Source organism: Nocardia sp. CY41 (assembly GCF_009829325.1).
Classification (GTDB): Bacteria; Actinomycetota; Actinomycetes; order Mycobacteriales; family Mycobacteriaceae; genus Nocardia.
In genome coordinates this window covers 67,393-86,897 of record NZ_VUOS01000015.1, presented here as the reverse complement: position 1 = coordinate 86,897, position 19,505 = coordinate 67,393, and the positions used below count along the sequence as shown (strand labels likewise).

At 69.0% G+C, this 19,505-nt stretch carries 23 protein-coding genes; 11 read left to right on the top strand and 12 right to left on the bottom strand.

Annotated features, from left to right (window positions below):
* Positions 1–4: 4 nt before the first annotated feature.
* The 6 genes from GVY64_RS18145 to GVY64_RS18120 all read right to left on the bottom strand — a co-directional run bounded on the left by GVY64_RS18145 (position 5) and on the right by GVY64_RS18120 (position 5,747).
* Positions 5–679, bottom strand: a complete 675-nt coding sequence (locus tag GVY64_RS18145; RefSeq protein ID WP_159842914.1) for an MspA family porin — start codon at positions 677–679, stop codon at positions 5–7.
* Positions 680–1,187: 508 nt separating this feature from the next.
* Positions 1,188–1,316 (bottom strand): hypothetical protein, encoded by a 129-nt coding sequence (locus GVY64_RS18140; RefSeq protein WP_442939603.1) that lies wholly within the window; start codon positions 1,314–1,316, stop codon positions 1,188–1,190.
* 65 nt (positions 1,317–1,381) lie between these two features.
* Positions 1,382–1,876, bottom strand: coding sequence for a MogA/MoaB family molybdenum cofactor biosynthesis protein (locus GVY64_RS18135; protein WP_195044576.1), 495 nt, complete (start codon positions 1,874–1,876; stop codon positions 1,382–1,384).
* Between the two features lie 101 nt (positions 1,877–1,977).
* The gene (locus GVY64_RS18130; protein WP_201298060.1) at positions 1,978–3,351 is read right to left on the bottom strand and encodes a S1C family serine protease; all 1,374 of its coding nucleotides are present in this window, start codon (positions 3,349–3,351) and stop codon (positions 1,978–1,980) included.
* A 244-nt stretch (positions 3,352–3,595) separates the two neighbouring features.
* A complete protein-coding gene (locus GVY64_RS18125; RefSeq protein WP_159842910.1) occupies positions 3,596–5,050 on the bottom strand; it encodes an ATP-binding protein in 1,455 nt (484 codons plus the stop codon).
* A 10-nt stretch (positions 5,051–5,060) separates the two neighbouring features.
* Positions 5,061–5,747 (bottom strand): response regulator transcription factor, encoded by a 687-nt coding sequence (locus tag GVY64_RS18120; RefSeq protein WP_159842907.1) that lies wholly within the window; start codon positions 5,745–5,747, stop codon positions 5,061–5,063.
* Between the two features lie 356 nt (positions 5,748–6,103).
* Between GVY64_RS18120 and GVY64_RS18115 the strand changes: the two genes are divergently transcribed.
* The 6 genes from GVY64_RS18115 to GVY64_RS18090 all read left to right on the top strand — a co-directional run bounded on the left by GVY64_RS18115 (position 6,104) and on the right by GVY64_RS18090 (position 12,309).
* The gene (locus GVY64_RS18115) at positions 6,104–8,869 is read left to right on the top strand and encodes a sensor histidine kinase (RefSeq protein WP_159842905.1); all 2,766 of its coding nucleotides are present in this window, start codon (positions 6,104–6,106) and stop codon (positions 8,867–8,869) included.
* Positions 8,866–9,276, top strand: coding sequence for a roadblock/LC7 domain-containing protein (locus GVY64_RS18110; protein WP_159842902.1), 411 nt, complete (start codon positions 8,866–8,868; stop codon positions 9,274–9,276). Before GVY64_RS18115 ends, GVY64_RS18110 begins: the two co-directional genes overlap by 4 nt.
* A gap of 7 nt (positions 9,277–9,283) precedes the next feature.
* Positions 9,284–9,655, top strand: coding sequence for a DUF742 domain-containing protein (locus GVY64_RS18105; protein ID WP_040782732.1), 372 nt, complete (start codon positions 9,284–9,286; stop codon positions 9,653–9,655).
* Positions 9,656–9,755: 100 nt separating this feature from the next.
* Positions 9,756–10,313 (top strand): GTP-binding protein, encoded by a 558-nt coding sequence (locus GVY64_RS18100; RefSeq protein WP_039801302.1) that lies wholly within the window; start codon positions 9,756–9,758, stop codon positions 10,311–10,313.
* The gene (locus GVY64_RS18095; RefSeq protein WP_159842900.1) at positions 10,306–11,106 is read left to right on the top strand and encodes an MHYT domain-containing protein; all 801 of its coding nucleotides are present in this window, start codon (positions 10,306–10,308) and stop codon (positions 11,104–11,106) included. Before GVY64_RS18100 ends, GVY64_RS18095 begins: the two co-directional genes overlap by 8 nt.
* 153 nt (positions 11,107–11,259) lie before the next feature.
* Positions 11,260–12,309 carry a DUF1906 domain-containing protein gene (locus GVY64_RS18090; protein WP_159842897.1) on the top strand — a complete coding sequence of 350 codons (1,050 nt, stop codon included), beginning with the start codon at positions 11,260–11,262 and terminating at the stop codon, positions 12,307–12,309.
* Positions 12,310–12,763: 454 nt separating this feature from the next.
* On the opposite strand, the gene rpmF is transcribed toward GVY64_RS18090, so the two are convergent.
* The 3 genes from rpmF to mrf are packed head-to-tail and all read right to left on the bottom strand — an operon-like array spanning position 12,764 to position 14,548.
* Positions 12,764–12,937, bottom strand: a complete 174-nt coding sequence (rpmF, locus tag GVY64_RS18085; protein ID WP_159842895.1) for a 50S ribosomal protein L32 — start codon at positions 12,935–12,937, stop codon at positions 12,764–12,766.
* A 1-nt stretch (position 12,938) separates the two neighbouring features.
* On the bottom strand, positions 12,939–13,199 hold the full coding sequence (locus GVY64_RS18080) for a type B 50S ribosomal protein L31 (protein WP_159842893.1): 261 nt from the start codon (positions 13,197–13,199) through the stop codon (positions 12,939–12,941).
* Positions 13,196–14,548 carry a ribosome hibernation factor-recruiting GTPase MRF gene (gene mrf, locus GVY64_RS18075; protein ID WP_236566941.1) on the bottom strand — a complete coding sequence of 451 codons (1,353 nt, stop codon included), beginning with the start codon at positions 14,546–14,548 and terminating at the stop codon, positions 13,196–13,198. Before mrf ends, GVY64_RS18080 begins: the two co-directional genes overlap by 4 nt.
* 102 nt (positions 14,549–14,650) lie before the next feature.
* On the opposite strand from mrf, the gene rpmB reads away from it, so the two are divergent.
* From rpmB to rpsR, 4 genes are read left to right on the top strand one after another with little or no spacing between them, the layout of a single operon-like run.
* Positions 14,651–14,887 carry a 50S ribosomal protein L28 gene (gene rpmB / locus GVY64_RS18070; RefSeq protein WP_043697994.1) on the top strand — a complete coding sequence of 79 codons (237 nt, stop codon included), beginning with the start codon at positions 14,651–14,653 and terminating at the stop codon, positions 14,885–14,887.
* A gap of 10 nt (positions 14,888–14,897) precedes the next feature.
* Positions 14,898–15,068, top strand: a complete 171-nt coding sequence (gene rpmG, locus GVY64_RS18065; RefSeq protein ID WP_019049259.1) for a 50S ribosomal protein L33 — start codon at positions 14,898–14,900, stop codon at positions 15,066–15,068.
* 1 nt (position 15,069) lies between these two features.
* Positions 15,070–15,375, top strand: a complete 306-nt coding sequence (rpsN, locus tag GVY64_RS18060) for a 30S ribosomal protein S14 (protein WP_159842890.1) — start codon at positions 15,070–15,072, stop codon at positions 15,373–15,375.
* 34 nt (positions 15,376–15,409) lie between these two features.
* Entirely contained in the window at positions 15,410–15,664 is a 255-nt protein-coding gene (gene rpsR, locus GVY64_RS18055; RefSeq protein ID WP_011211513.1) for a 30S ribosomal protein S18, read from the top strand.
* Positions 15,665–15,746: 82 nt separating this feature from the next.
* Here rpsR and GVY64_RS18050 read toward each other — a convergent pair whose 3' ends face one another.
* Positions 15,747–16,331 carry a LysM peptidoglycan-binding domain-containing protein gene (locus GVY64_RS18050; protein WP_159842888.1) on the bottom strand — a complete coding sequence of 195 codons (585 nt, stop codon included), beginning with the start codon at positions 16,329–16,331 and terminating at the stop codon, positions 15,747–15,749.
* 211 nt (positions 16,332–16,542) lie between these two features.
* Between GVY64_RS18050 and GVY64_RS18045 the strand changes: the two genes are divergently transcribed.
* Positions 16,543–17,004, top strand: coding sequence for a hypothetical protein (locus GVY64_RS18045; protein WP_201298059.1), 462 nt, complete (start codon positions 16,543–16,545; stop codon positions 17,002–17,004).
* A 227-nt stretch (positions 17,005–17,231) separates the two neighbouring features.
* On the opposite strand, the gene purH is transcribed toward GVY64_RS18045, so the two are convergent.
* Both purH and purN read right to left on the bottom strand, forming a co-directional pair.
* Positions 17,232–18,803, bottom strand: coding sequence for a bifunctional phosphoribosylaminoimidazolecarboxamide formyltransferase/IMP cyclohydrolase (gene purH, locus GVY64_RS18040; protein ID WP_159842886.1), 1,572 nt, complete (start codon positions 18,801–18,803; stop codon positions 17,232–17,234).
* Positions 18,800–19,492, bottom strand: a complete 693-nt coding sequence (purN, locus tag GVY64_RS18035; protein ID WP_442939604.1) for a phosphoribosylglycinamide formyltransferase — start codon at positions 19,490–19,492, stop codon at positions 18,800–18,802. Before purN ends, purH begins: the two co-directional genes overlap by 4 nt.
* Positions 19,493–19,505: the final 13 nt, after the last annotated feature.

Below are 19,505 nucleotides of genomic sequence, written 5' to 3'. Positions count from 1 at the left end.
GACGTCAGCCGATGCTGAACGGCATCCCGTAGAGGGTGGTCTTCGAGTAGTGATCGCCGATGATCTCGACGACCGTGTACGAACGCGCCTGCGCGTAACCCGCGCAGCCCTGGATCTGAATCTCGGCATCCTGGTACTCGACGGAGTACACACCCGGCTTGAGGATGTCCTTGTAATCGATCTGAACGAACTTGACCTCACCGGGACCGAGGTTGACACCGATCGAACCGCCCGCGCTCGCGCCGCTGAGGTTCACGCTGCCCGACACACCCGCGGAGATCGCGTCGTCGGCGATGCTGACCTGGCAGCCGACGATGTAACCGGTGCTCAACTGCGACGCACCGTGCGTCGAGGAATTGTTGGTTCCGGGGTTTCCGGTCGGACCGTTGTTCGGGCCGATCTCGCCATCCGGCGTCACGGTGACGTCGGCGACCGCGTTGCCCGATACCCAGACCACGCGACCGGCGCCGTTGGCAGCCAGCGACGGCGAGATCAGGGCCCGCTCTCCGTTCCGGGTGATCGTCACGCCGGGTCCTACCTTCTGGCCGTCCGGCAACGGCACGAAGGTATCGGCATTGGCGGCACCCGTCGAAAGCAGGCCCAAGGCAACAGCCGCGGCAGCGCCGACGCCTGCGACGCGGGCACCGCGGCGCAGACCATTGGTGCGGTTCTCGCTCATACTTCCCCTCATCAGGTTCAAACAGTCAACCTCGACCATCGAGGCTGGACAGTGGTCCTCTCAGGCCCAGCTCAGTGTGTCGCCTCTTTGTTGCCGACGTGTAACCGGCCGTTATTTCGGCGCAACGAACCAGCTGGCGGCGAAACCGAGCCGAGTTCCACCGTCCGGGTTTGGTGCGGGCCGGTACCCACGACTGCGGGCCCGATTGCGAGTGGCTCGATGGGGAGATTAAACGTTCGATAACGACGCCCGCAACGTAACGTTTCGTAAAGTTCAAGGTGAGCTGCATCACAGTTGCGCACATTTGAATATGGCTTGACGTGCATAAATACCGGATCGCTACAGCCGATCGAATGCGATCGGCCGAGATGGCGGCACAGGAGCGCCAGTAGCCGGATACGAGACAGACCCGTAGGGAATTGTCCCCGGTTAGTTCCGAGAGGAAACGATCACGGGTGGATTACCGACGCGGTGAGAATGATTACGTAGCTACTACGTAGATAACGGTCTAGCCGTGATGCGGGGGGATCTGAGCGCGCAGCCAATCGTCCGAAGACCGAACGTGGTCGCGATCGTCGCGATCGTCGCGCTCGTCGGCGGTGGTGTCGGGCAACGTGTCGCCGAAGATCTTCGCCAAGCGCGCGGCATCCCTCGCCCGGCGCACAGCCGGGCGAGGGTGCTCAGCAGGTGTGGGCACGGGGATTATTCGACCAATCCGGAGAGCTCACCGATCACCCGGCTGGCGAGCGGGCCGAGCGTCGCCATGCCGTCCCGGATGGCGGAGCGGGTGCCGGGCAGATTCACCACCAGGGTGCTGCCGGACACGCCTGCCACACCGCGGGACAGCCCCGCGTCCAGCGAGCCTGCCACCCGGCCGGAGGAACGAAGGGCTTCGCTGATTCCGGGCAATTCGCGGTCGAGCACCTGCGAGGTGGCCTCCGGTGTCACGTCGCGCGGCGACATGCCCGTGCCGCCGACGGAGATCACCAGATCGACGCCGCCGATCACCGCCGTGTTGAGCGCGTTGCGGATCTCCACCTCGTCGGCCTGCACCGACACCGACGCGTCCACGAGGAAACCCGCCTCGGTGAGCAGCTCGGTGACCAGCGGGCCGAGCGAGTCAACACCTCCATGCGCCGTTCGATCGTCGACGACCACCACCAGAGCACGCCCCGCCACAGGAGCATCGATTTCCATGCTGCTCACCGTAGCGCCTGCGTCCAGCAACTCGGCGGCCGCGCCGAGAACGTCGGCGTCGAGATCCATCACCGGGATCCGTCCGCCGGGCACCGCGCGCATCATCGGCCACCGTCCGCGGGCGCGCCGGAGAGGGTCACCTCGACGGTCTTGGGGTTGTTGCCTTGATCGTCGGTGTAGGTGATCTTCACCTTGTCTCCTGGTTGATGGGAGCGGACTGCGGCGACGAGCGCGTTGCCGGAGTCGATCGGACGGTCGTCGAGCTTCGTCACCACCGCCCCCGGCGGCACGCCCGCGCGCGCGGCGGGACCGTCCGGCGTGACGTCGCGGACCTTGGCGCCGGAAACCTGCTGTGCCGGGTCCTGCTGACGCGACACCGTGATCCCGACCTGCGCGTAGGTGGCCTTGCCGGTCTTGATCAGTTCGTCGGCCACCCGGCGCGCCTGGTCGACGGGGATCGCGAAGCCGAGCCCGATCGACCCGGTCTGACCACCCGTCGTCTCGGTGGGCCCGAGCGTCGCGATGGCGGTGTTGATCCCGATGAGCTTGCCGCTGCCGTCCACCAGCGCGCCACCCGAGTTCCCGGGGTTGATCGCGGCATCGGTCTGGATGGCGTCGATGACCGGACTGACCGCGGCGCCGGCCTCGCTTCCTTCGCCACTGGTCACGACGGGACGGTTCAGCGCCGACACGATGCCCGTGGTGACCGTCCCCGCCAGTCCCAGCGGCGAGCCGATCGCGACCACCGGCTGGCCGACCTGCAGGTTCGCCGAAGTGCCCAGCTCGATGGGGGTCAGGCCGCTCTTTCCGGAGACCTTGATGACGGCCAGGTCGGAGACCGGATCGGCGCCGACCAGCGTCGCGGGCGCGCTGCTGCCGTCGGAGAACACGACCTCCATCTTGGCGCTGGGCCCGCCGCCCGCGGCCACGTGATTGTTGGTCAGGATCAGGCCGTCCGACGACAGCACCACGCCGGAGCCCTCCCCTTCGGCCTTGCTGCTGGCCACTTTGATCATCACCACGCTGGGCAACACCTTCTGCGCGACCGCCTGGGTGGAGCCGGCCGGAGCGTTCACGGCGTTGCTCACGTTCGGCTTCGGCGCGTCCAGGGCATTGGTCACCGGGGCTCGACCGTCGTCGCCGTGCGTGACCAGCGCGCCGACCGCACCGCCGACACCACCGCTGACCAACGCGAGCACGACGGCGCCCGCTGCCAGGCCCGCGCGGAACGGACGGGGTGCCGATGCGGGCGCAGCGCCGAAGGCCGGGCCGTGCGGTTGTGTGGCGTCGTTCGGGGGAGCGAAGGACGGCGGATATCCCGGGAAGGGCGCAGCCGGATGGTGCTGCGGCGGGAACTGTGCGGTGGGATGCTGCGCTTCCCGCGGACCGTAACCGGGAGCGTGCGCCTCTCCTGGCTCGAACGCGCCCGCGTCCGGCGGACCCGGCTCCCGGCGATCCTTCGAATCCTCGGTCATGGACTCCTCGTTTCTGCTCACGTCTCGACCAGGGTGGCCACGGCGACTGAGAGCGGACTGAGACCGTGCTTTCAGTTTTCCGAGAGCTGCGCAGCCGGTGCACAAAAGAACCACCGACAACTTGATGTCTCAAATCCTGCGGCAAACCACTCGGAGCATTGTGCGAAATACCCCTCCGACGATGAATATTCCGCACAGAACTCGACATTGTGTCGGAAATGCAGTTCCGTCGCCCGGTATTGCCTCAATCCGACACCGGCGCGCCCGGCTCGCCGGGCAGCACGATGCGGACCACGGTACCGCCGCGCTGCGAGGTATCGATGGCGATGGTGCCACCGTGTTTCGTCACCACCTGCTTGACGATCGCCAGCCCGAGACCCGAGCCCGGCATCGACCGCGACGACATCACCCGGTAGAAACGCTCGAACACCAACTCCCGCTCCGCCGGCAGGATACCGGGACCGGCGTCATCGATGGACAACTCCAGCAGGCCCGGGCCGCTCTCCCGCATGAGGATGCGCACCTGCGCACCTGCCGGGCTCCATTTGGCCGCGTTGTCCAGCACGTTCAGCACCGCCCTGGCCAAGCCCGCCTCGTGCCCGTAGACGAACCACGGGCGCAGATCGGCGACGAATTCGATGCCGGCACGGCGGCGGCGGGCGCGCTCGAGGGCGCGCTCCACGACCTCCCCCAGATCCACCCGCTCGTAGACGGTTTCCGGCGCGTCCTCCCTGGCGAGATCGACCAGATCGCCCACCAGCGTCGACAACTCCTCGATCTGGGCCATCACGTCGGCGCGCAGTCCGGCCATGTCCTCGTCCGGTATGCGCGGAGCCCCCGGGCGGCTGGACGCGATGAGCAACTCCATATTTGTCCGCAGCGAGGTCAGCGGCGTGCGCAATTCGTGCCCGGCGTCGGCGACGAGCCTGCGCTGGCGATCGCGCGACTCGGTCAGCGCGCGCAACATCGTGTTGAAACTCTCTGTGAGCCTGGCCAGTTCGTCGTCACCGGTGACCGGGATCGGAGTCAGGTCGTCGGTGCGGGCGACCCGCTCGGTGGCCGCCGTCAGCCGCGCGATGGGGCGCAGCCCGGTCCGGCCGACCGCCGTGCCCGCCGCGGCGGCCAGCACGACGCCGCAGCCGCCGACGACGAACAACAGCCAGGCGAGCCGGTCGAGCACCTCCCGGGTCCGATCCAGCCGCTGCGAGATGACCAGCGTCGCACCCGAATTGGTGTAGACCGCAAGCACGCGCTGATTGCCGTCGGTGCGCAGCGACGAACTGCGCTCGCCGCGCGCCACGGCCAACTCCTGGGGGCCGACCGGCGGATCGGTGGATTGCGGCGGCAGCCAGCGCCGGAGATCGGGATAGATCAGCGCGATGCCGGTGTCGTCGTAGAACGCGGCGGCGACCATCAGGTTCAGGTTGTTGAAGCCGTACGGGTTGCTGGCGATCACCGCCGTGGACCGGCTGCGCAACTGGGCGTCCACATCGTCGTACAACGCGCGCGCCACCAGCGCGTAGGCCGCGATCGAGGTGACCGCCACCGCGATCGCCACGACGGACGCGGCCAGCAGCGTCACCCGCCACCGCAGCGAGACCGACCGCGTCAGCGGCATGGGCGGGCGCATGTCCGAGGGCTCGGGCGGGCCCTGACCGAGTGCGGCGACGACGGGGCGCCTGGGAGGTGTTCGTGCCATGACCGCGGACCTACGGCGGCGTTTCACGCAGCACATAGCCCACGCCGCGCACCGTGTGGATCAGCCGGGGCTCGCCCTCGGCCTCGGTTTTGCGGCGCAGATAACCGATGTAGACCTCGAGCGCGTTTCCCGAAGTCGGGAAATCGTAGCCCCAGACCTCCTCGAGAATGCGGCTGCGGGTGAGCACCCGGCGCGGGTTGGCCATCAGCATTTCCAGCAGTGAGAACTCGGTGCGGGTGAGACTGATCTGGCGGGCGCCGCGAGACACCTCGCGAGTTACCGGGTCCAGCGACAAGTCGGCGAACTGCATTGCCTCCGACGCGTCGCCCGGGCCCGCGGACGTGCGGCGCAGCAGCGCGCGCAACCTGGCCAGCAGTTCCTCGAGAGCGAAAGGCTTCGGCAAATAGTCGTCCGCCCCGGCGTCGAGGCCCGCGACCCGCTCCGATACCGAATCCCGCGCGGTGAGAACCAGAATCGGCAAATCATCGCCGGTGCTCCGGAGCCGACGGCAGACCTCGAGCCCGTCGAGCCGGGGCATCATGACGTCCAACACGAGCGCGTCGGGTCGCTGGACGGTTGCCTTCTCCAGCGCGTCCACACCGTCCACCGCGAGGTCGACGGAGTAGCCGTTGAAGGTGAGCGACCGGCGAAGCGATTCCCGGACCGCCCGGTCGTCGTCGACCACCAGAATGCGCATGCCACCAGTTTGACCGCACCGACTGAGAGGTAACTGAGAGGGCGCTCTCGACACGCCGAGGCGCGGACCCGCGACAACCCTCGGCGCGTCGCACCTGTCAACCCCGGGTGACCAGCGCCTTCCACGGCCCTGCCGAGAAGTTGACGCGTCCCTTACGCATTCCACCGCGAAACACGTTCTCTATAGCCATATTCGGTAAATTGCGCAGCGGCTCCCCCGGATTGCCGATGCCCCCTCTGCACGGTATGTTCCGTGCGGTAAAAAGAAGACCTCTAGTTGGTTCTTTGCGGGTTGAATCAATACCGAACAGCCACGCGCGCCCGAGGTCACTGGTGAAGCGGAGGCGACGGAAGCGGATGGAAGCTGCACCGCAGTCCTGGCAATTCAGCCTGTCGAACTGGTCGGTCACCCGCAAGGTTGGCGTGGTGCTGGTGCTTCCGGTGCTGCTGGCCACCGTCTTCGCCGTGCTCCGCATCAACAACGAACTGCGCACCATGGCGCAGTTGGACGCGGCGACCGAACAAGCCATCATCATCCGGCCGATCGTCAAGTTCGGTTCGGCCACCGAGCAACTGGGCGTCACCGCGACCGCCACCTGGGGCAACACCGCGGACCCGCAGACCGACGCCGCGCTGACGAAGTTCGACCAGGCGCTGGCCGAGTTGGAAGCCGCCCTGCAGACCACCAAGGTCAGCGGCCGGGTCACCTCCGAACTCGCCTCGGCCATCGCCACCGGCACCACGATGCGCAACAGCCTGCGCAACGGCTCGCCCGCCATGGTCGGCGAACAGTCCGACGAGATCATGGTCCGCATCGGCAACGCGCTCGCGCTGTCGCCGTCGGTGGACGACCTGGTCATCCAGCGGTACTTCCTGCAGCTCGCGTCTGTGCAGACCGCCCGGCGCGTGCTCACCCAGCAGCGCATGCTGATCGGTTCGCCGGACGCGAGCCGCAACCCGAGCGTGCGGCCCCGCGTGCTGGTCGCCGCGGGCGCCGAGATCACGATGATCTACCAGTACGCGCAGATCCTGCCGGACTACGCGGGCAATATGCGCCCGCTGCTGGACGCGGTGCAGACCCGTCTGGGCACCTTCAGCCAGAACGTGGCCGACCCGGCGTCGAATCCGGCCGTCATCGACTCGCTGCTGGTCAGCTCGGACACCTACGAGAAGACCACCGCGCAGCTGATCGACACCATCGACGGCGCCCTCGCCGCCCGCACCACCGAAGCGCAGGCCGGTGCGCTGCGAGAGACGACGATCGTCATCGGCATGCTGCTCGCGGGCCTGGCCTTGGCCTTGTCGGTGGCGCGCACCCTGGTCGTCCCGGTACGCCGCCTGCGGCGGGACGCGCTGGAAGTGGCGCACATCAAGCTGCCCGACGAACTCGCCGTGGTGCGCGCGGGCGGCACCACCCCGGAGATCACCCCGGTCGCGGTGCACAGCACCGACGAGATCGGCCAGCTGGCGCGCGCCGTGGACGAGATCCACGAACAGGCGCTCAACCTCGCCGCCGACCAGGCCCGCCTGCGCCTGCAGATCGGAAACATGTTCGAGACGCTGTCGCGCCGCAGCCAATCGCTGGTCGAACAGCAGCTGGCGCTGATCGAGGACCTCGAACACGACGAGGACGACACCGACCGGCTGCAGAGCCTGTTCCGCCTCGACCACCTGGCCACCCGCATGCGCCGCAACGGCGACAACCTGCTGGTGCTCGCCGGTACCGCGCTGCGCCGCGGACAACTGCACCCCGTGCCGCTGTCGGACATGCTGTGGAGCGCGGTCTCCCAGGTCGAGGACTACCAGCGCGTCGAGATCGGCGCGGTGCCCGACGGCATCGTCGCGGGCGAGCCCGCCGTCGACATCGAGCACCTGCTCGCCGAGTTGATCGACAACGCGCTGCGTTACTCGCCGCCGACCACGCCGGTCACCGTGATGGTGTCGCGCGCCGTCGACGGCGGCTACCTGATCGAGATCACCGACCGCGGTCTCGGCATGTCCCTGGAAGACCTGCAGACCACCAACGACCGGCTGGCCTCCGGTGGTGAGGTCACCGTCGAGACCGCGCGCCGCATGGGCCTGTTCGTCGTCGGCCGCCTGGCCAAGCGCCACACCATCACGGTGAGCCTGCGCCGCACGTCGACGATGGCGCAGCAGCCGGGCATCACCGCCAGCGTGCACCTGCCCGGTGCGCTGGTCGCGCCGCCGATGGACGCCACCGACCCGGCGGGCAAGCCGCTCGACCTCACCGCCGAGCACCAGCTACCCTCGCTCGCCACCCCGCCCACCGGTACACAGCCGCGCAACCTGGTTCCGGTCCCGAGCCTGCCGCAGCGCGACACCGCGCGTTTCGGCGTGACGAGTTCCGGCCTGCCGCAGCGCCGTCCGGCCATCCGTGTCGCCGACGCCCCGGACCAGCCCTCGGTCTCCACGCCGGTCGGCCGGTCGGTCAGCCCGGCGGACCAGCCTGCCACCCAGCCGTGGCCGGTGCTCACCCCGCGCGCGGACGACCGCACCCCGACCGGCCCGTTCGCCCCGGTGCCGCCCGCCGCCGGCGAGCAGGCCGTCGAGCGGGAGCAGCAGCCCGCGCGCGCCGATCTGTGGACCGAGGTTAAGGACGACGAGCCGACCACCGGTCCCACGCCTGCCGTGCCGAGCCAGGCGCCCGCGCCGCAGACCACCGCGCGATCCGGTCTTCCGATCCGGAAGCCGGCCGCCCCCGCCGAACCACCGCAGGAGGCGGCGCCGGATCCCGCGACGGTGACCTCCTCCCGGCTGCAGCCGGTCGCCGGTTCCTCCCCCACCCCCATCTATCAGCGCATGGTCTCGGAATGGCTGGTCGAGCCCTCGACCTCGCAATCGCCGGAAAGCTCGTGGTCCTCGCCTGGTGACGCGGGCTGGCTGGCCGCCGAAGACGCCAGCCATCCGACCACCACCGCGCGCACCGTCGGCGGGCTGCCGATTCGCAGGCCGGGCGCCCAGCTGGTGCCCGGCGGCCTGGCGCCGGCGGAGGACGCGGGCGCGCGCGATCCGGAAGAAATTCGCAACAATCTGACCAGGCATCTCAGTGGGGTCCGCAGCGGGCGGGCCAATGCGCAGTACAACGACGGAGGGCTTGCATGACCAACGCGAAAAACAGCACCACGGACGAGAATCTGAACTGGCTGGTCGCCCGCTTCACCCGAGATGTGCCCGGCGTGTCGCACGCGGTGCTGGTGTCGGCGGACGGCTTGTTGCAGGCCACCAGTCCGCATCTGCCCAGCGACCGCGCCGAACAGCTCTCCGCCGTCACCGCCGGACTCGCCAGTCTGTCCATGGGCGCGGCCTCGCTGTTCGACGGCGGCAAGGTGATGCAATCGGTCGTGGAGATGCAACGCGGCTACCTGCTGGTGATGAGCGTCGGCAACGGCTCGCATCTGGCCGTGCTGGCGAACAAGTCGCACGATATCGGCCGCATCGGTTACGAGATGGCGCTGCTGGTCGATCGGGTGGGTTCGGTGGTCACCGCGACCGCGCGCACCGCTGTCTGAGTGTGAGATGTCCAACCCATACGGCCCCGGACCACGGCCGACGACGCGTGTCCGGCCCTACGCCCTGACCTCGGGGCGCACCGAACCCGCGATCGACCTGCCGTTGGAGGCGGTCATCGAAACCTTGTCGTACACTGCACATCTCGACTGGCCGACCGGTGACATCCGCACCGAGATACTGCGACTCGGCACGCATCGGCTGTCGGTCGCGGAGATCGCGGCACATCTGGACCGGCCGCTCGGCATGGTCCGAGTGGTGATCGGCGACCTGGTCGTCGACGGCACCATGCGCGTGCATTCGACTTTGACCGAAGAGGCGAGCTATGACGAGCGACGTTCGTTGATGGAGAGGACATTGCGTGGACTCCGCGCCCTATAGGAATCTGGGGCCCAGTGGACATCCCGGGCCAAGTGGGAATCTCGGACCGGGAAACGCCCCCGGGCCGGACGGCTTCGAGAATCGGGTCGCTTCGACGAAGATCGTCGTCGCGGGCGGCTTCGGCGCGGGCAAGACCACGTTCGTCGGCGCGGTATCGGAGATCGTTCCGCTGCGCACCGAGGCGATGGTGACCCGCTACTCCGACGGCATCGACGATCTCGCCGAGACGCCGGAGAAGGAGACCACCACGGTCGCCATGGACTTCGGCCGGATCATCCTGCCGGGCAACCTGGTGCTCTATCTGTTCGGCACACCGGGTCAGCGCCGGTTCTGGTTCATGTGGGACGACCTGATCCGCGGCGCGATCGGCGCGGTCGTGCTGATCGACACCCGGCGGCTGGAGGACAGCTTCGCCGCGGTCGACTTCTTCGAGGCGCGCAAGCTGCCGTTCCTGATCGCGGTCAACCGCTTCCCGGACGCGCCGCGCTTCCCCATCGCGGAGCTGCGCGAAGCGCTCTCGGTGCGCGAGGGCGTGCCGATCGTGGACATCGACGCGCGCAACGCGATCGAGGTGCGCCAGGCGCTGGCCGCGGTCACCGAGTACGCGATCGCCCAGCTGAAGGCCAGTGAGCTGGAAGGAACCGCCCGCCATGCGTGAGGTCGCGGTGCTGGCCGCAGGCGGTGCGTCCGTCGACCAGTTCGCCCTCGGCTATTGGCTGGTCGCGCTGTCGCTGGGCATCTCGGTGCTCGGTGCGGTGGTCGGCCTCGCCTGCATCGTGCACGGCGCGCGCTCGGTCCAGTTCCGGCTCGTGTGGCTGGTCTCGGCGGCGATCTCGCTCGGCGGTGTCGGGGTATGGCTGGCCACGTCGGTGGCCATGCTCGGCCTGAAGGTGCCGGGTAGCGCGATGCGCTACGACCCGGGCCGGCTGGTCGCGGCCCTGGTGGTGTCCATCGTGGCCGTCTTCGCGGCGCTGCTGATCATCGGGCGCACACCGCGGCTCGCGCTGCTGTTGCCCGGCGGCGCGGTGCTGGGCCTCGGCATCGGCATCACGCATTACCTCGGCATCGGCTCGCTCGAGATCCAGGGATCGGTCGGCGTGACGGCCTGGCTGGCCGTCGTCTCCGCCGTGATCGGGGTGATCACCGCGACCGCGACGCTGTGGCTGTTCCAGACGATGCGCTTCCCGCTGGCCCGCGCGGCGACGGTGCTGCTGTTCGGCGTCGGCGTGTCCGCCACCTACTACTTGGCGCTGGCCGCGTTGCATTTCGACGTCGACCGGACGGCGAAGGTGCCCGGCGGCATGGAGTTGTTCGACTTCGTGTTCCCGATGTTCGTCATCGGGCTGCTGGCCCTGACCGTGCCGATCTCCGCGGTGCTGATCGCGCCGGATCGCCGCGAACTGGCCGCCCCGCCGAAGCCGCGACGGCCGAAGCTGGAGCCCGCTCGCTGATCCGAGCGCGCGGACTCCTTTCGCGGCTTCCCGTCCTGATTCGCGGCACGCTACCGGGCTGTTCGGCCGTTTCTCGCTGATCCCTCCCCGGTCGACGGTCCGGATTCGGCGATGCCACGGATTCACCCGCCCGGCCCACTTACAGTGGAAGCCATGCGTTTCGGTCTCGACTACGCCGCAGGACGTCCAGGGGGCGCGGCGATTCGGGCGGCGGGGTACGACTTCGTGGTGCGGTATCTGTCCGACGGCGGCCCGAGCTTGCCCGGCAAGCTGCTCACCCCGGCCGAGGCGAACGATCTGCGGACGCACGGTGTCTCGATCGTCTCCAATTGGGAGACCACGGCGGCGCGGATGCTCGACGGCTACGGCGCCGGCATCGTGGACGCGCGCGCGGCCCTGGCCCAGGTGCTGCGCTGCGGCGGCCGGGTGGACCGGCCCATCTATTTCTCCGCGGACTTCGACGTCACCGAGCAGGATCAGTTGCGCATCAACGCCTATCTGGACGGTGCGGCGACCGTGCTCGGCCGCGCGAATGTCGGTATCTACGGCGGGTACTGGGTGGTCAGCCGCGCGCTGGACGCCGGATACGCGACGTGGGCTTGGCAGACCGATGCCTGGTCCGGCACGAATGTGGAGCGCAGGCGGGCCATTCATCAGACGCGGCGTCAGGTGATCGTCGGCGGCGTGCGCTGTGACGTGAACGAGGCCGAGACGATCGATTTCGGCCAATGGGATTTCGTCGAACGGGAGGATCCGGACGTGACGCCGGAACAAGAGGCAGTGCTGCGCGACATCCAGATCCAGTTGCGTGGGCCCGAGTTGGCGGGCTGGCCGCAGCTGGGCGCCGATGCCGACGGCCGGAATCGGACGCTGGTGGACGGATTGGCCGCGGCGCTGGCCCGAATTGCCGCACTCGAGCACGAATCCGCCGAGTTGCGAACGCAAGTCGGCGAATTGCGTACCGAGATCAGCGAACTGGAGGCGACGACCGCCGAGCTGACCGAACAGGTGCAGCGCTGGAACGGGCGGCACTGGCCGTGGCCGCTGTCGCTGATCGAGGGCCCCGCGGCGCTGGTCGGCGAACAACTGGCGCGGCTCGAGGCGCTGCTGCCGGACCTTCCCGGACTGTCGGGACACGACGGTGACGCGCGCCGGACACCGGGCGGCGAGGACGGGCCTGCGGCGCTGACCTCGAAGAACTGAGACGCGCACCGGCACAACGACCGGCTCCGCGCGGTGGCGGCGGAAGCGCCTCGGAGAGAGTGGAAGCCGACGAGAAAGCGCCCGAAATTGGCGATGGACGGGTTCTCTTGGAAACCAAGAGAACCCGCCCTCGACGACGAGGGTACCGGTATCCGGCCGCGAGCGCACCATTTTCGGCGAACTTTTCGTCGGCCAAAAACCTACCGCCCATCCGGATTTCACCGCCTGGCTACCCGATCGCAATCGACCAACACGCAATAGTGCGACGTGATGCAGGACACAGCGGTAGCTGATAAATTGCTGACACGTCTCCTGTGTGCCTGAAAAATTTTCACCAGAAGACGCCGAAGTGCCCTTTTCCGGGCGATCGACCAGCATCCGAATCGCCCGGAGCCCCGGTAGCACCACCCGAGCAATCACGGAGTCGGCACGACTCTGCTCGTGACCTCGGCGCTCAGAGTTTCTCGAGGTCGATCAGACCGCGTCGCACGGCCGCCACCAATCGGCGCGGCACCTGATGCACGACGCCCCCGACGGTCACCGGCACCAAGTCCACCGGCGCCGCCTTCCAATTCGACCGGCGGCTGCGGGTATTGGACCGCGACATCTTCCGCTTCGGTACCGCCATCTCAGGATTCCTTTCGCGCGCGCTTGCCGTACTTGCGTTCGAACTTCTCCACGCGGCCCTGGGTGTCCAGCACGCGTTGCGCGCCGGTCCAGAACGGGTGCGAGTCCGCGGTGACATCCACCGTCAACAACGGGTAGGTGTTGCCGTCGCTCCACTCCACCGTGCGGGCGCTGGTGGCCGTGGACCGGGTGAGGAACCGCTTGCCGGTGTTCACGTCCTCGAAGACCACCGGGTGGTACTCCGGATGAATACCCTTCTTCACTTCGTCTCTCCTCTCGGGCTTTTCGCTTCCTGCGCGGGTTGTCCCGCCTCCTCGTCGGCCGCGCACGGGTCGGCGTGCCATTCGCCGAACGGGTCCTCCCAGAGGGCGACCCGCTCGGGGGCGCGTTCGACCAAGCGCAACTCGTCGTCCTCCACCAGCGCCCAGTGCAGCGCCTCGCGGATCTCCGCCGGATCGGCGTCGTGCACCAGGATCGACAGCGAGATATCCCGGTCCCCGAACCGCTCGTCCCAGCGCAGGGCGGCCATCGCGCGCCGCTCCGGGTCCGCGGCGGACAGTTCCGCTTCCGGCATCGCGGCCAGCCAGCGCCCCGCGCCGCCCACCCGCAGGCCACCACCGGCGGATTCGAGCCACACCACTTCGTCGGGCTGGGTGGCCAGCCACACCCGGCCGCGCGCGGTCACGACGCCGTCCAGCAACACGTCGAGCGCCTCGTGCAGGCGGGCGGGATGGAACGGCCGCGCCGCGGCGAACTCCACGAGTTCCACGCCGTAATCACTGGTCAAGGGCGGCCGACCGCGCAGCAGCGGTGCGTGCGCGTCGAACACGCGGCCGCGTCGCGAATCCGTGGGCACGCGGGTGATCAGCGTTTCCACCAGGGCGGGTGTGATCGAGTTCGGTTCCGCCACCCAGACGACGGGCGCGCCGGGGACCAGCCTGGCCAGTACCGCCGCGAGCTTGCCGCGCTCGGCCGCCACGTCGCCGAGTAGCGCGGTGTGCGCGGTAGCAGCGCCGAGGGCGATCACGGCGTCGGCGAAATCGACCTGCCCCACCGCGACCTGCGCCACCGTGCGGTCGTCGGCGGCGGCGGCGAGGCCCCGTTCGGCGAGCGTCTCGTCCCCGGTCGCGTCGGCGAGCCAGGCGTCGGCGTCCAGGCAGGTCAGCACCGCCTCCACCCGCACGTCGCGCCCAGCGGGGCCGTCCACGCGGCCGTGCACACCGGCGACCACGACCTGCTCGACGGCTTGGCACACCGCTTCTGCCTCGAACGCCGGGTCCAGCGCGAGCACGATGCGGTCCACCGAGTCCCGCCGGGAGAGGGTGCACAGCAGCGGAAGCAGATCCGTCCGCAGGGTGCAGGAGACGCAGCCGTGTGCGAGCTCCAGCACGGCCGAAGTCTCCCGGGTGGCGGTGCGCACCGTGCGGTGCACGATGCCTTCCCGCAGCTGGGTCAGATCGTGGCGGACCACGACGGTACCCGGCGCCATGCCCAGCACCGCGGCCGCGCGATCCACGCCCGCCGCGGCGAGTCCGGCGAAACCGGTGAGCACCACCACGGGCGTTCTACGGTCGGACTCGGGTGGGACCAGGGTGGAATCTGCCGCAGCCACCGGCAACCCCTTTCGGTAACGATTTTCATTTGCTGTCACGTCACGGTACATTGCCGGGCAAGCATTGTCGAAAACGATTGTCATCTACTGGAGGGAGTCCGGATGTCGGCCCATTGCCAGGTCACCGGGCGCAAGCCCGGATTCGGCAAGTCCGTGTCGCACTCGCACAAGCGGACCAGCCGCCGCTGGAACCCGAACGTCCAGCGCAAGACCTACTACCTGCCCAGCGAAGGCCGGCGCGTCACGCTGACCGTCTCCGCCAAGGGCATCAAGACCATCGACCGGGACGGGATCGAGGCCGTGGTGGCCCGGATCCGGGCACGCGGCGACAAGATCTGAGGAGCGACCCATGGCGTCGAAATCGACCGACATCCGCCCGATCGTGAAGCTGAAGTCCACGGCGGGCACCGGGTACACCTACGTGACCCGCAAGAATCGCCGCAACGATCCGGACCGGCTCGTGCTGCGCAAGTACGATCCGGTGGTGCGCAAGCACGTCGACTTCCGCGAGGAGCGCTGACATGGCCAAGAAGTCGAAGATCGCCCGCGATCAGCAGCGCAGGGTGATCGTGGCGCGCTACGCCGAACGCCGCGCCGAGCTGAAGGAGATCATCCGGAAGCCGGGCACGCCGGAGTCCGAACGCGCGGCCGCCGAGGCCGAACTGCGGCGGCAGCCGCGCGACGCCAGTCCGGTACGATTGCGCAATCGGGACGCCGCCGACGGACGACCGCGCGGTCATCTCCGGAAGTTCGGACTTTCCCGTGTGCGTGTGCGCGAGATGGCCCACCGGGGCGAGTTGCCCGGTGTGCACAAATCGAGCTGGTAGACAACCACTGATCTCGTGAGAAGGAACTCGTCATATGGCAGTCAAGCGAGCACCGTCGAAGAAGGTTCGCGCCGAGCAGGCCCGCCGTCCGAAGAAGAACCCGCTCATCGCCGCCGGCATCGAGACGGTCGACTACAAAGACGTGAACCTGCTGCGTACGTTCATCTCCGATCGCGGCAAGATCCGCAGCCGCCGGGTCACCGGGCTCACCCCGCAGCAGCAGCGTCAGGTCGCTGTCGCGGTGAAGAACGCCCGTGAGATGGCGCTGCTGCCGTTCACCAGCCGGTAGGCGCACTCCGCCCACGAGCGAGCCGAAAAAGACCCCCGATGCGCCCGCACCGGGGGTCTTCGTCGTCGCTACGGAATCCGGCTCACGGGATGGTCAGCACCTGGCCGGGGTTGATCGCGTCCGGGTCGGGAATGCCGCTGGCGTCCGCGATCTCCTGGTAGCGGTTGCCGTCGCCGTAGAAGCGCTCGGCAATCGCCCACAGGGTGTCACCCGGCTCGACGGTGTAGGTGCGCGGTTCGGGGGCGGGCGGCGGAGGCGGCACCTCCTCCGCGGCCGGGGCCGCGACCTGCTCGTGCACCGGTTCCGCCGCCGGCTCCGGGGCGGGCAGCGGAGTGTCGGTGTCGGTGCCCGAGGCCCACAGCGCGCCGCCGTCGGCGCCGTACAGCACCACATTGCGATCGGCCTGTACGACCAGCCGCTCGGCCGCCTGACCGTTGGTCTCGGTCGCCCAGGCGGCGCCGTCGCTCTTGTAGAGCACGAAGTTGCCGTCGTCCTGCAGCACGGCTCGCTCCACACCCTGATCGTGCGTCTGGGTGGCCCACACTACATTTCCCCCCGGCTCGGACAGCACTAGATTGCCGTCGTCCTGCAGGGTGAGGGTGTAAGCCCCGCCCTGGAGGGATTGACCCCGCCCGAGTTCTTCCCCTACGCGCAGCGTGTCGGCCACGATACTTCCTTTCCGGAAAAGCTGGTAGAGCATCCGACATGATGAGCGCCGCAACAGCTCTGGCGCGCATCCCCGCAGAACTTACTGCCCGCGAACGCTTTTGGGAGCCATTACGCGCACGGTTCGCGGAACGTTCACTGTGTGGTTCGTCCCATGCGCGACGCTCCCGCCGTGGCGATACCCGAACCAGCGCCCGGACTAGGGTGTCGGTATGGATCGGATCCAGGCCGGACGCGCCGCCACAGCTGTCGCCGTAGTGCTCGCCTGTCTCGCCACCGCGGGCTGCGGCGGCTCGGACGACGAGGCGAACCCGCCGAGCACGAGCGCGACCCCGAGCGCGGCGCCGCACACGCCGATCGAGGACCCGCGCGGGAACCAGGGCAACGAGTTCACCGCCGATCCGACCATCGTGGGTGCGCATCCGATCCCGTTCCAATCGTGGACTCGATTGGGAGACAACAAGATCGCGGTGAACTTCGAGACCGGCTCGCCGGAGTGCTACGGCGTGGACGCCACGGTCACCGAGACCGCGTCGACGGTCACCGTCGAACTGCGCTCGGGCAGCCGCGCCGAGGCGGTCGGCCGGATGTGCACCATGATCGCCGTCTTCGGCACCTTGGCGGTGCCGCTGAGAGAACCGCTCGGCAACCGCACCGTGCGCAGCGCCGTCTAGGATGCCGGAGGGCTCCGTACCGGCACGGATCCGCTTTCGCCGTCCTCGCACCGCCGCTGGTAGCTACCCGGTTACCACACTGCACCACAACGTGGTTCACGTTCCGGAGCCGGGCATCCGCGACAAAGTTCTCGTTCCACTGGGCAATACGCGTCCCCACTGTGTCCGCAGGAACGGAAACGCCGCGCCGGACTTCGATCCGACGCAGCGTTGCGGCACTACCGATCTCAGTGGGCGAAGTGACGGGCCCCGGTGAGATAGAGGGTGACGCCTGCCTCCCGAGCGACGTCGATCGTCTCCCGGTCGCGAACCGAGCCGCCGGGCTGGACGATCGCGCGCACACCGGCCTGGATCAAGGTTTGCGGACCGTCCGGGAAGGGGAAGTAGGCGTCGGAGGCCGCCACCGAACCCTTGGCGCGGTCTCCCGCCCGCTGGACCGCCAGGCCGACCGCGTCCACGCGGTTGACCTGCCCCATGCCGACCCCGACCGAAGCGCCGTCGTGCGCGAGCAGAATCGCGTTGGACTTCACGGCCCGGCAAGCGCGCCAGGCGAAGGCCAGATCGGCGAGCGTCTCCGCGTCGGCGGGCTCGCCCGCGGCCAGCGTCCAGTGCGCCGGGTCGTCGCCCGGCGCGTCCAGCACGTCACGCTGTTGCAGCAGCGCCCCGCCGCTGATCGGGCGCAGTTCAGCGCCCGATCGCACCGGCGCCTCGGCGACGAGGATGCGCACGTTCTTCTTGCGCTGCAACACCTCCACCGCGCCGTCGGCGTAGGACGGCGCGACGATCACCTCGGTGAAGATCTCGGCGACCTGTTCGGCCAGCTCCACGGTGACCTCGCGATTCGCCGCGATCACCCCGCCGTACGCGCTCACCGGGTCGCAGGCGTGCGCCTTGCGGTGCGCCTCGGCGATATCGCCCCCGAGCGCGATGCCGCACGGGTTGGCGTGCTTGATGATCGCGACGGCCGGAGCCTCGTGGTCATAGGCGGCGCGCCAGGCCGCGTCGGCGTCGACGTAGTTGTTGTACGACATCTCCTTGCCGTGCAATTGCCGCGCCTGCGCCAGACCCGGGTTGCCGTCGGCGTTGACGTACAGGGCGGCGGACTGATGCGGGTTCTCGCCGTAGCGCAGCACCGCCGACCGCTCCCAGGTGCCGCCGAGCCATCCGGGGAACCGGGTCTCCGTGTCCTCCGCCGCGTCACCGGCGCCGAGCACGTTGGTCATCCAGCTCGCGACCGCCACGTCGTAACTCGCGGTGTGCTGGAACGCCTTGGCCGCCAACGCCGTACGCTCGGCCAGCGTGAAGCCGCCGGACTTCACCGCGGCAAGCACGTCGTCGTAGTCGCCGCTGTCGACGACCACCGCCACCGACGGGTGGTTCTTCGCCGCGGCGCGCACCATGGACGGCCCGCCGATATCGATCTGCTCCACGCACTCGTCGGGGGTCGCCCCGCTCGCCACGGTCTGCGTGAACGGGTAGAGGTTGACCACCACCAGCTGGAACGCCTCGACGCCGAGCTCGACGAGCTGGTCGACGTGCTCCTGCTTGCGCGAGTCCGCCAGGATTCCCGCGTGCACCCGGGGATGCAGCGTCTTGACCCGGCCGTCGAGGGTCTCCGGGAACCCGGTCAGGTCCTCGACCTTGGTCACCGGGATGCCCGCGTCCGCGATCCGGCCCGCGGTCGACCCGGTCGAGACCAGCTCGATGCCCGCGGCGTGCAGACCGGTCGCGAGCTCCACCAGACCCGTCTTGTCGTAGACGCTCACCAGCGCCCTGCTGATCGGCTTGCGTTCACTCACCGGAGAACTCGCTCATCTGGGATAACTGCCTTTCGTCCGTCGGAGACAATGCCTCGCGTCGCGACGGCGGCGACGACCTCCGCCAGCAACCGTCGCTCGACAACCTTGATGCGCTCGTGCAGGGCGGCCTCGTCGTCACCCGGCAACACCGTCACCGCCTCCTGCGCGAGGATCGGCCCGGTGTCCACGCCCTCGTCGACCAGGTGCACGGTGCAGCCGGTGACCCGCGCGCCATAGGCGAGCGCGTCACGCACACCGTGCGCGCCGGGGAAGGCGGGGAGCAGGGCGGGATGGGTGTTGATGATGCGCCCGCCGAAACGGTCCAGGAAAGCGGGGCCGAGCAATCGCATGAAACCCGCCGACACCACCAGATCCGGGTTGTGCGCGCCGACCGCTTCGGTGAGCTCGGCGTCCCAGGCGGCGCGGTCCGGGAAGTCCTTCACCGCCACCCGGAAATGCGGCACGCCCGCGGCGTCGGCGTGTGTGGTGGCCGCGCAGAGCCGGTCGACGCCCACGGCGACGACCTTCGCCGGGTAACCGGGCGCGGCCGTGGCGTCCAGCAGGGCGCGCAGCAGCGAGCCGGTGCCCGACGCCAGCACGACGACGGTGGCCGGCGTAGCTGCGGGCTTCCACGAGGCGTGCGAGGACGTCAGCGCTCTACTCCCTGATCGTTCGGATGGCGGACTGATGCGGCACCGCCGA

Coding starts and splice junctions, on each gene's coding strand:
- GVY64_RS18145 (WP_159842914.1), bottom strand. CDS start 679: ATGAGCGAGAACCGCACCAATGGTCTGCGCCGCGGTGCCCGCGTCGCA.
- GVY64_RS18135 (WP_195044576.1), bottom strand. CDS start 1,876: ATGGAAATCGATGCTCCTGTGGCGGGGCGTGCTCTGGTGGTGGTCGTC.
- GVY64_RS18130 (WP_201298060.1), bottom strand. CDS start 3,351: ATGACCGAGGATTCGAAGGATCGCCGGGAGCCGGGTCCGCCGGACGCG.
- GVY64_RS18125 (WP_159842910.1), bottom strand. CDS start 5,050: ATGGCACGAACACCTCCCAGGCGCCCCGTCGTCGCCGCACTCGGTCAG.
- rpmG (WP_019049259.1), top strand. CDS start 14,898: ATGGCGTCGAAATCGACCGACATCCGCCCGATCGTGAAGCTGAAGTCC.
- rpmB (WP_043697994.1), top strand. CDS start 14,651: ATGTCGGCCCATTGCCAGGTCACCGGGCGCAAGCCCGGATTCGGCAAG.
- GVY64_RS18120 (WP_159842907.1), bottom strand. CDS start 5,747: ATGCGCATTCTGGTGGTCGACGACGACCGGGCGGTCCGGGAATCGCTT.
- GVY64_RS18115 (WP_159842905.1), top strand. CDS start 6,104: ATGGAAGCTGCACCGCAGTCCTGGCAATTCAGCCTGTCGAACTGGTCG.
- GVY64_RS18095 (WP_159842900.1), top strand. CDS start 10,306: ATGCGTGAGGTCGCGGTGCTGGCCGCAGGCGGTGCGTCCGTCGACCAG.
- GVY64_RS18045 (WP_201298059.1), top strand. CDS start 16,543: ATGGATCGGATCCAGGCCGGACGCGCCGCCACAGCTGTCGCCGTAGTG.
- rpmF (WP_159842895.1), bottom strand. CDS start 12,937: ATGGCGGTACCGAAGCGGAAGATGTCGCGGTCCAATACCCGCAGCCGC.
- GVY64_RS18105 (WP_040782732.1), top strand. CDS start 9,284: ATGTCCAACCCATACGGCCCCGGACCACGGCCGACGACGCGTGTCCGG.
- GVY64_RS18090 (WP_159842897.1), top strand. CDS start 11,260: ATGCGTTTCGGTCTCGACTACGCCGCAGGACGTCCAGGGGGCGCGGCG.
- rpsR (WP_011211513.1), top strand. CDS start 15,410: ATGGCAGTCAAGCGAGCACCGTCGAAGAAGGTTCGCGCCGAGCAGGCC.
- rpsN (WP_159842890.1), top strand. CDS start 15,070: ATGGCCAAGAAGTCGAAGATCGCCCGCGATCAGCAGCGCAGGGTGATC.
- GVY64_RS18110 (WP_159842902.1), top strand. CDS start 8,866: ATGACCAACGCGAAAAACAGCACCACGGACGAGAATCTGAACTGGCTG.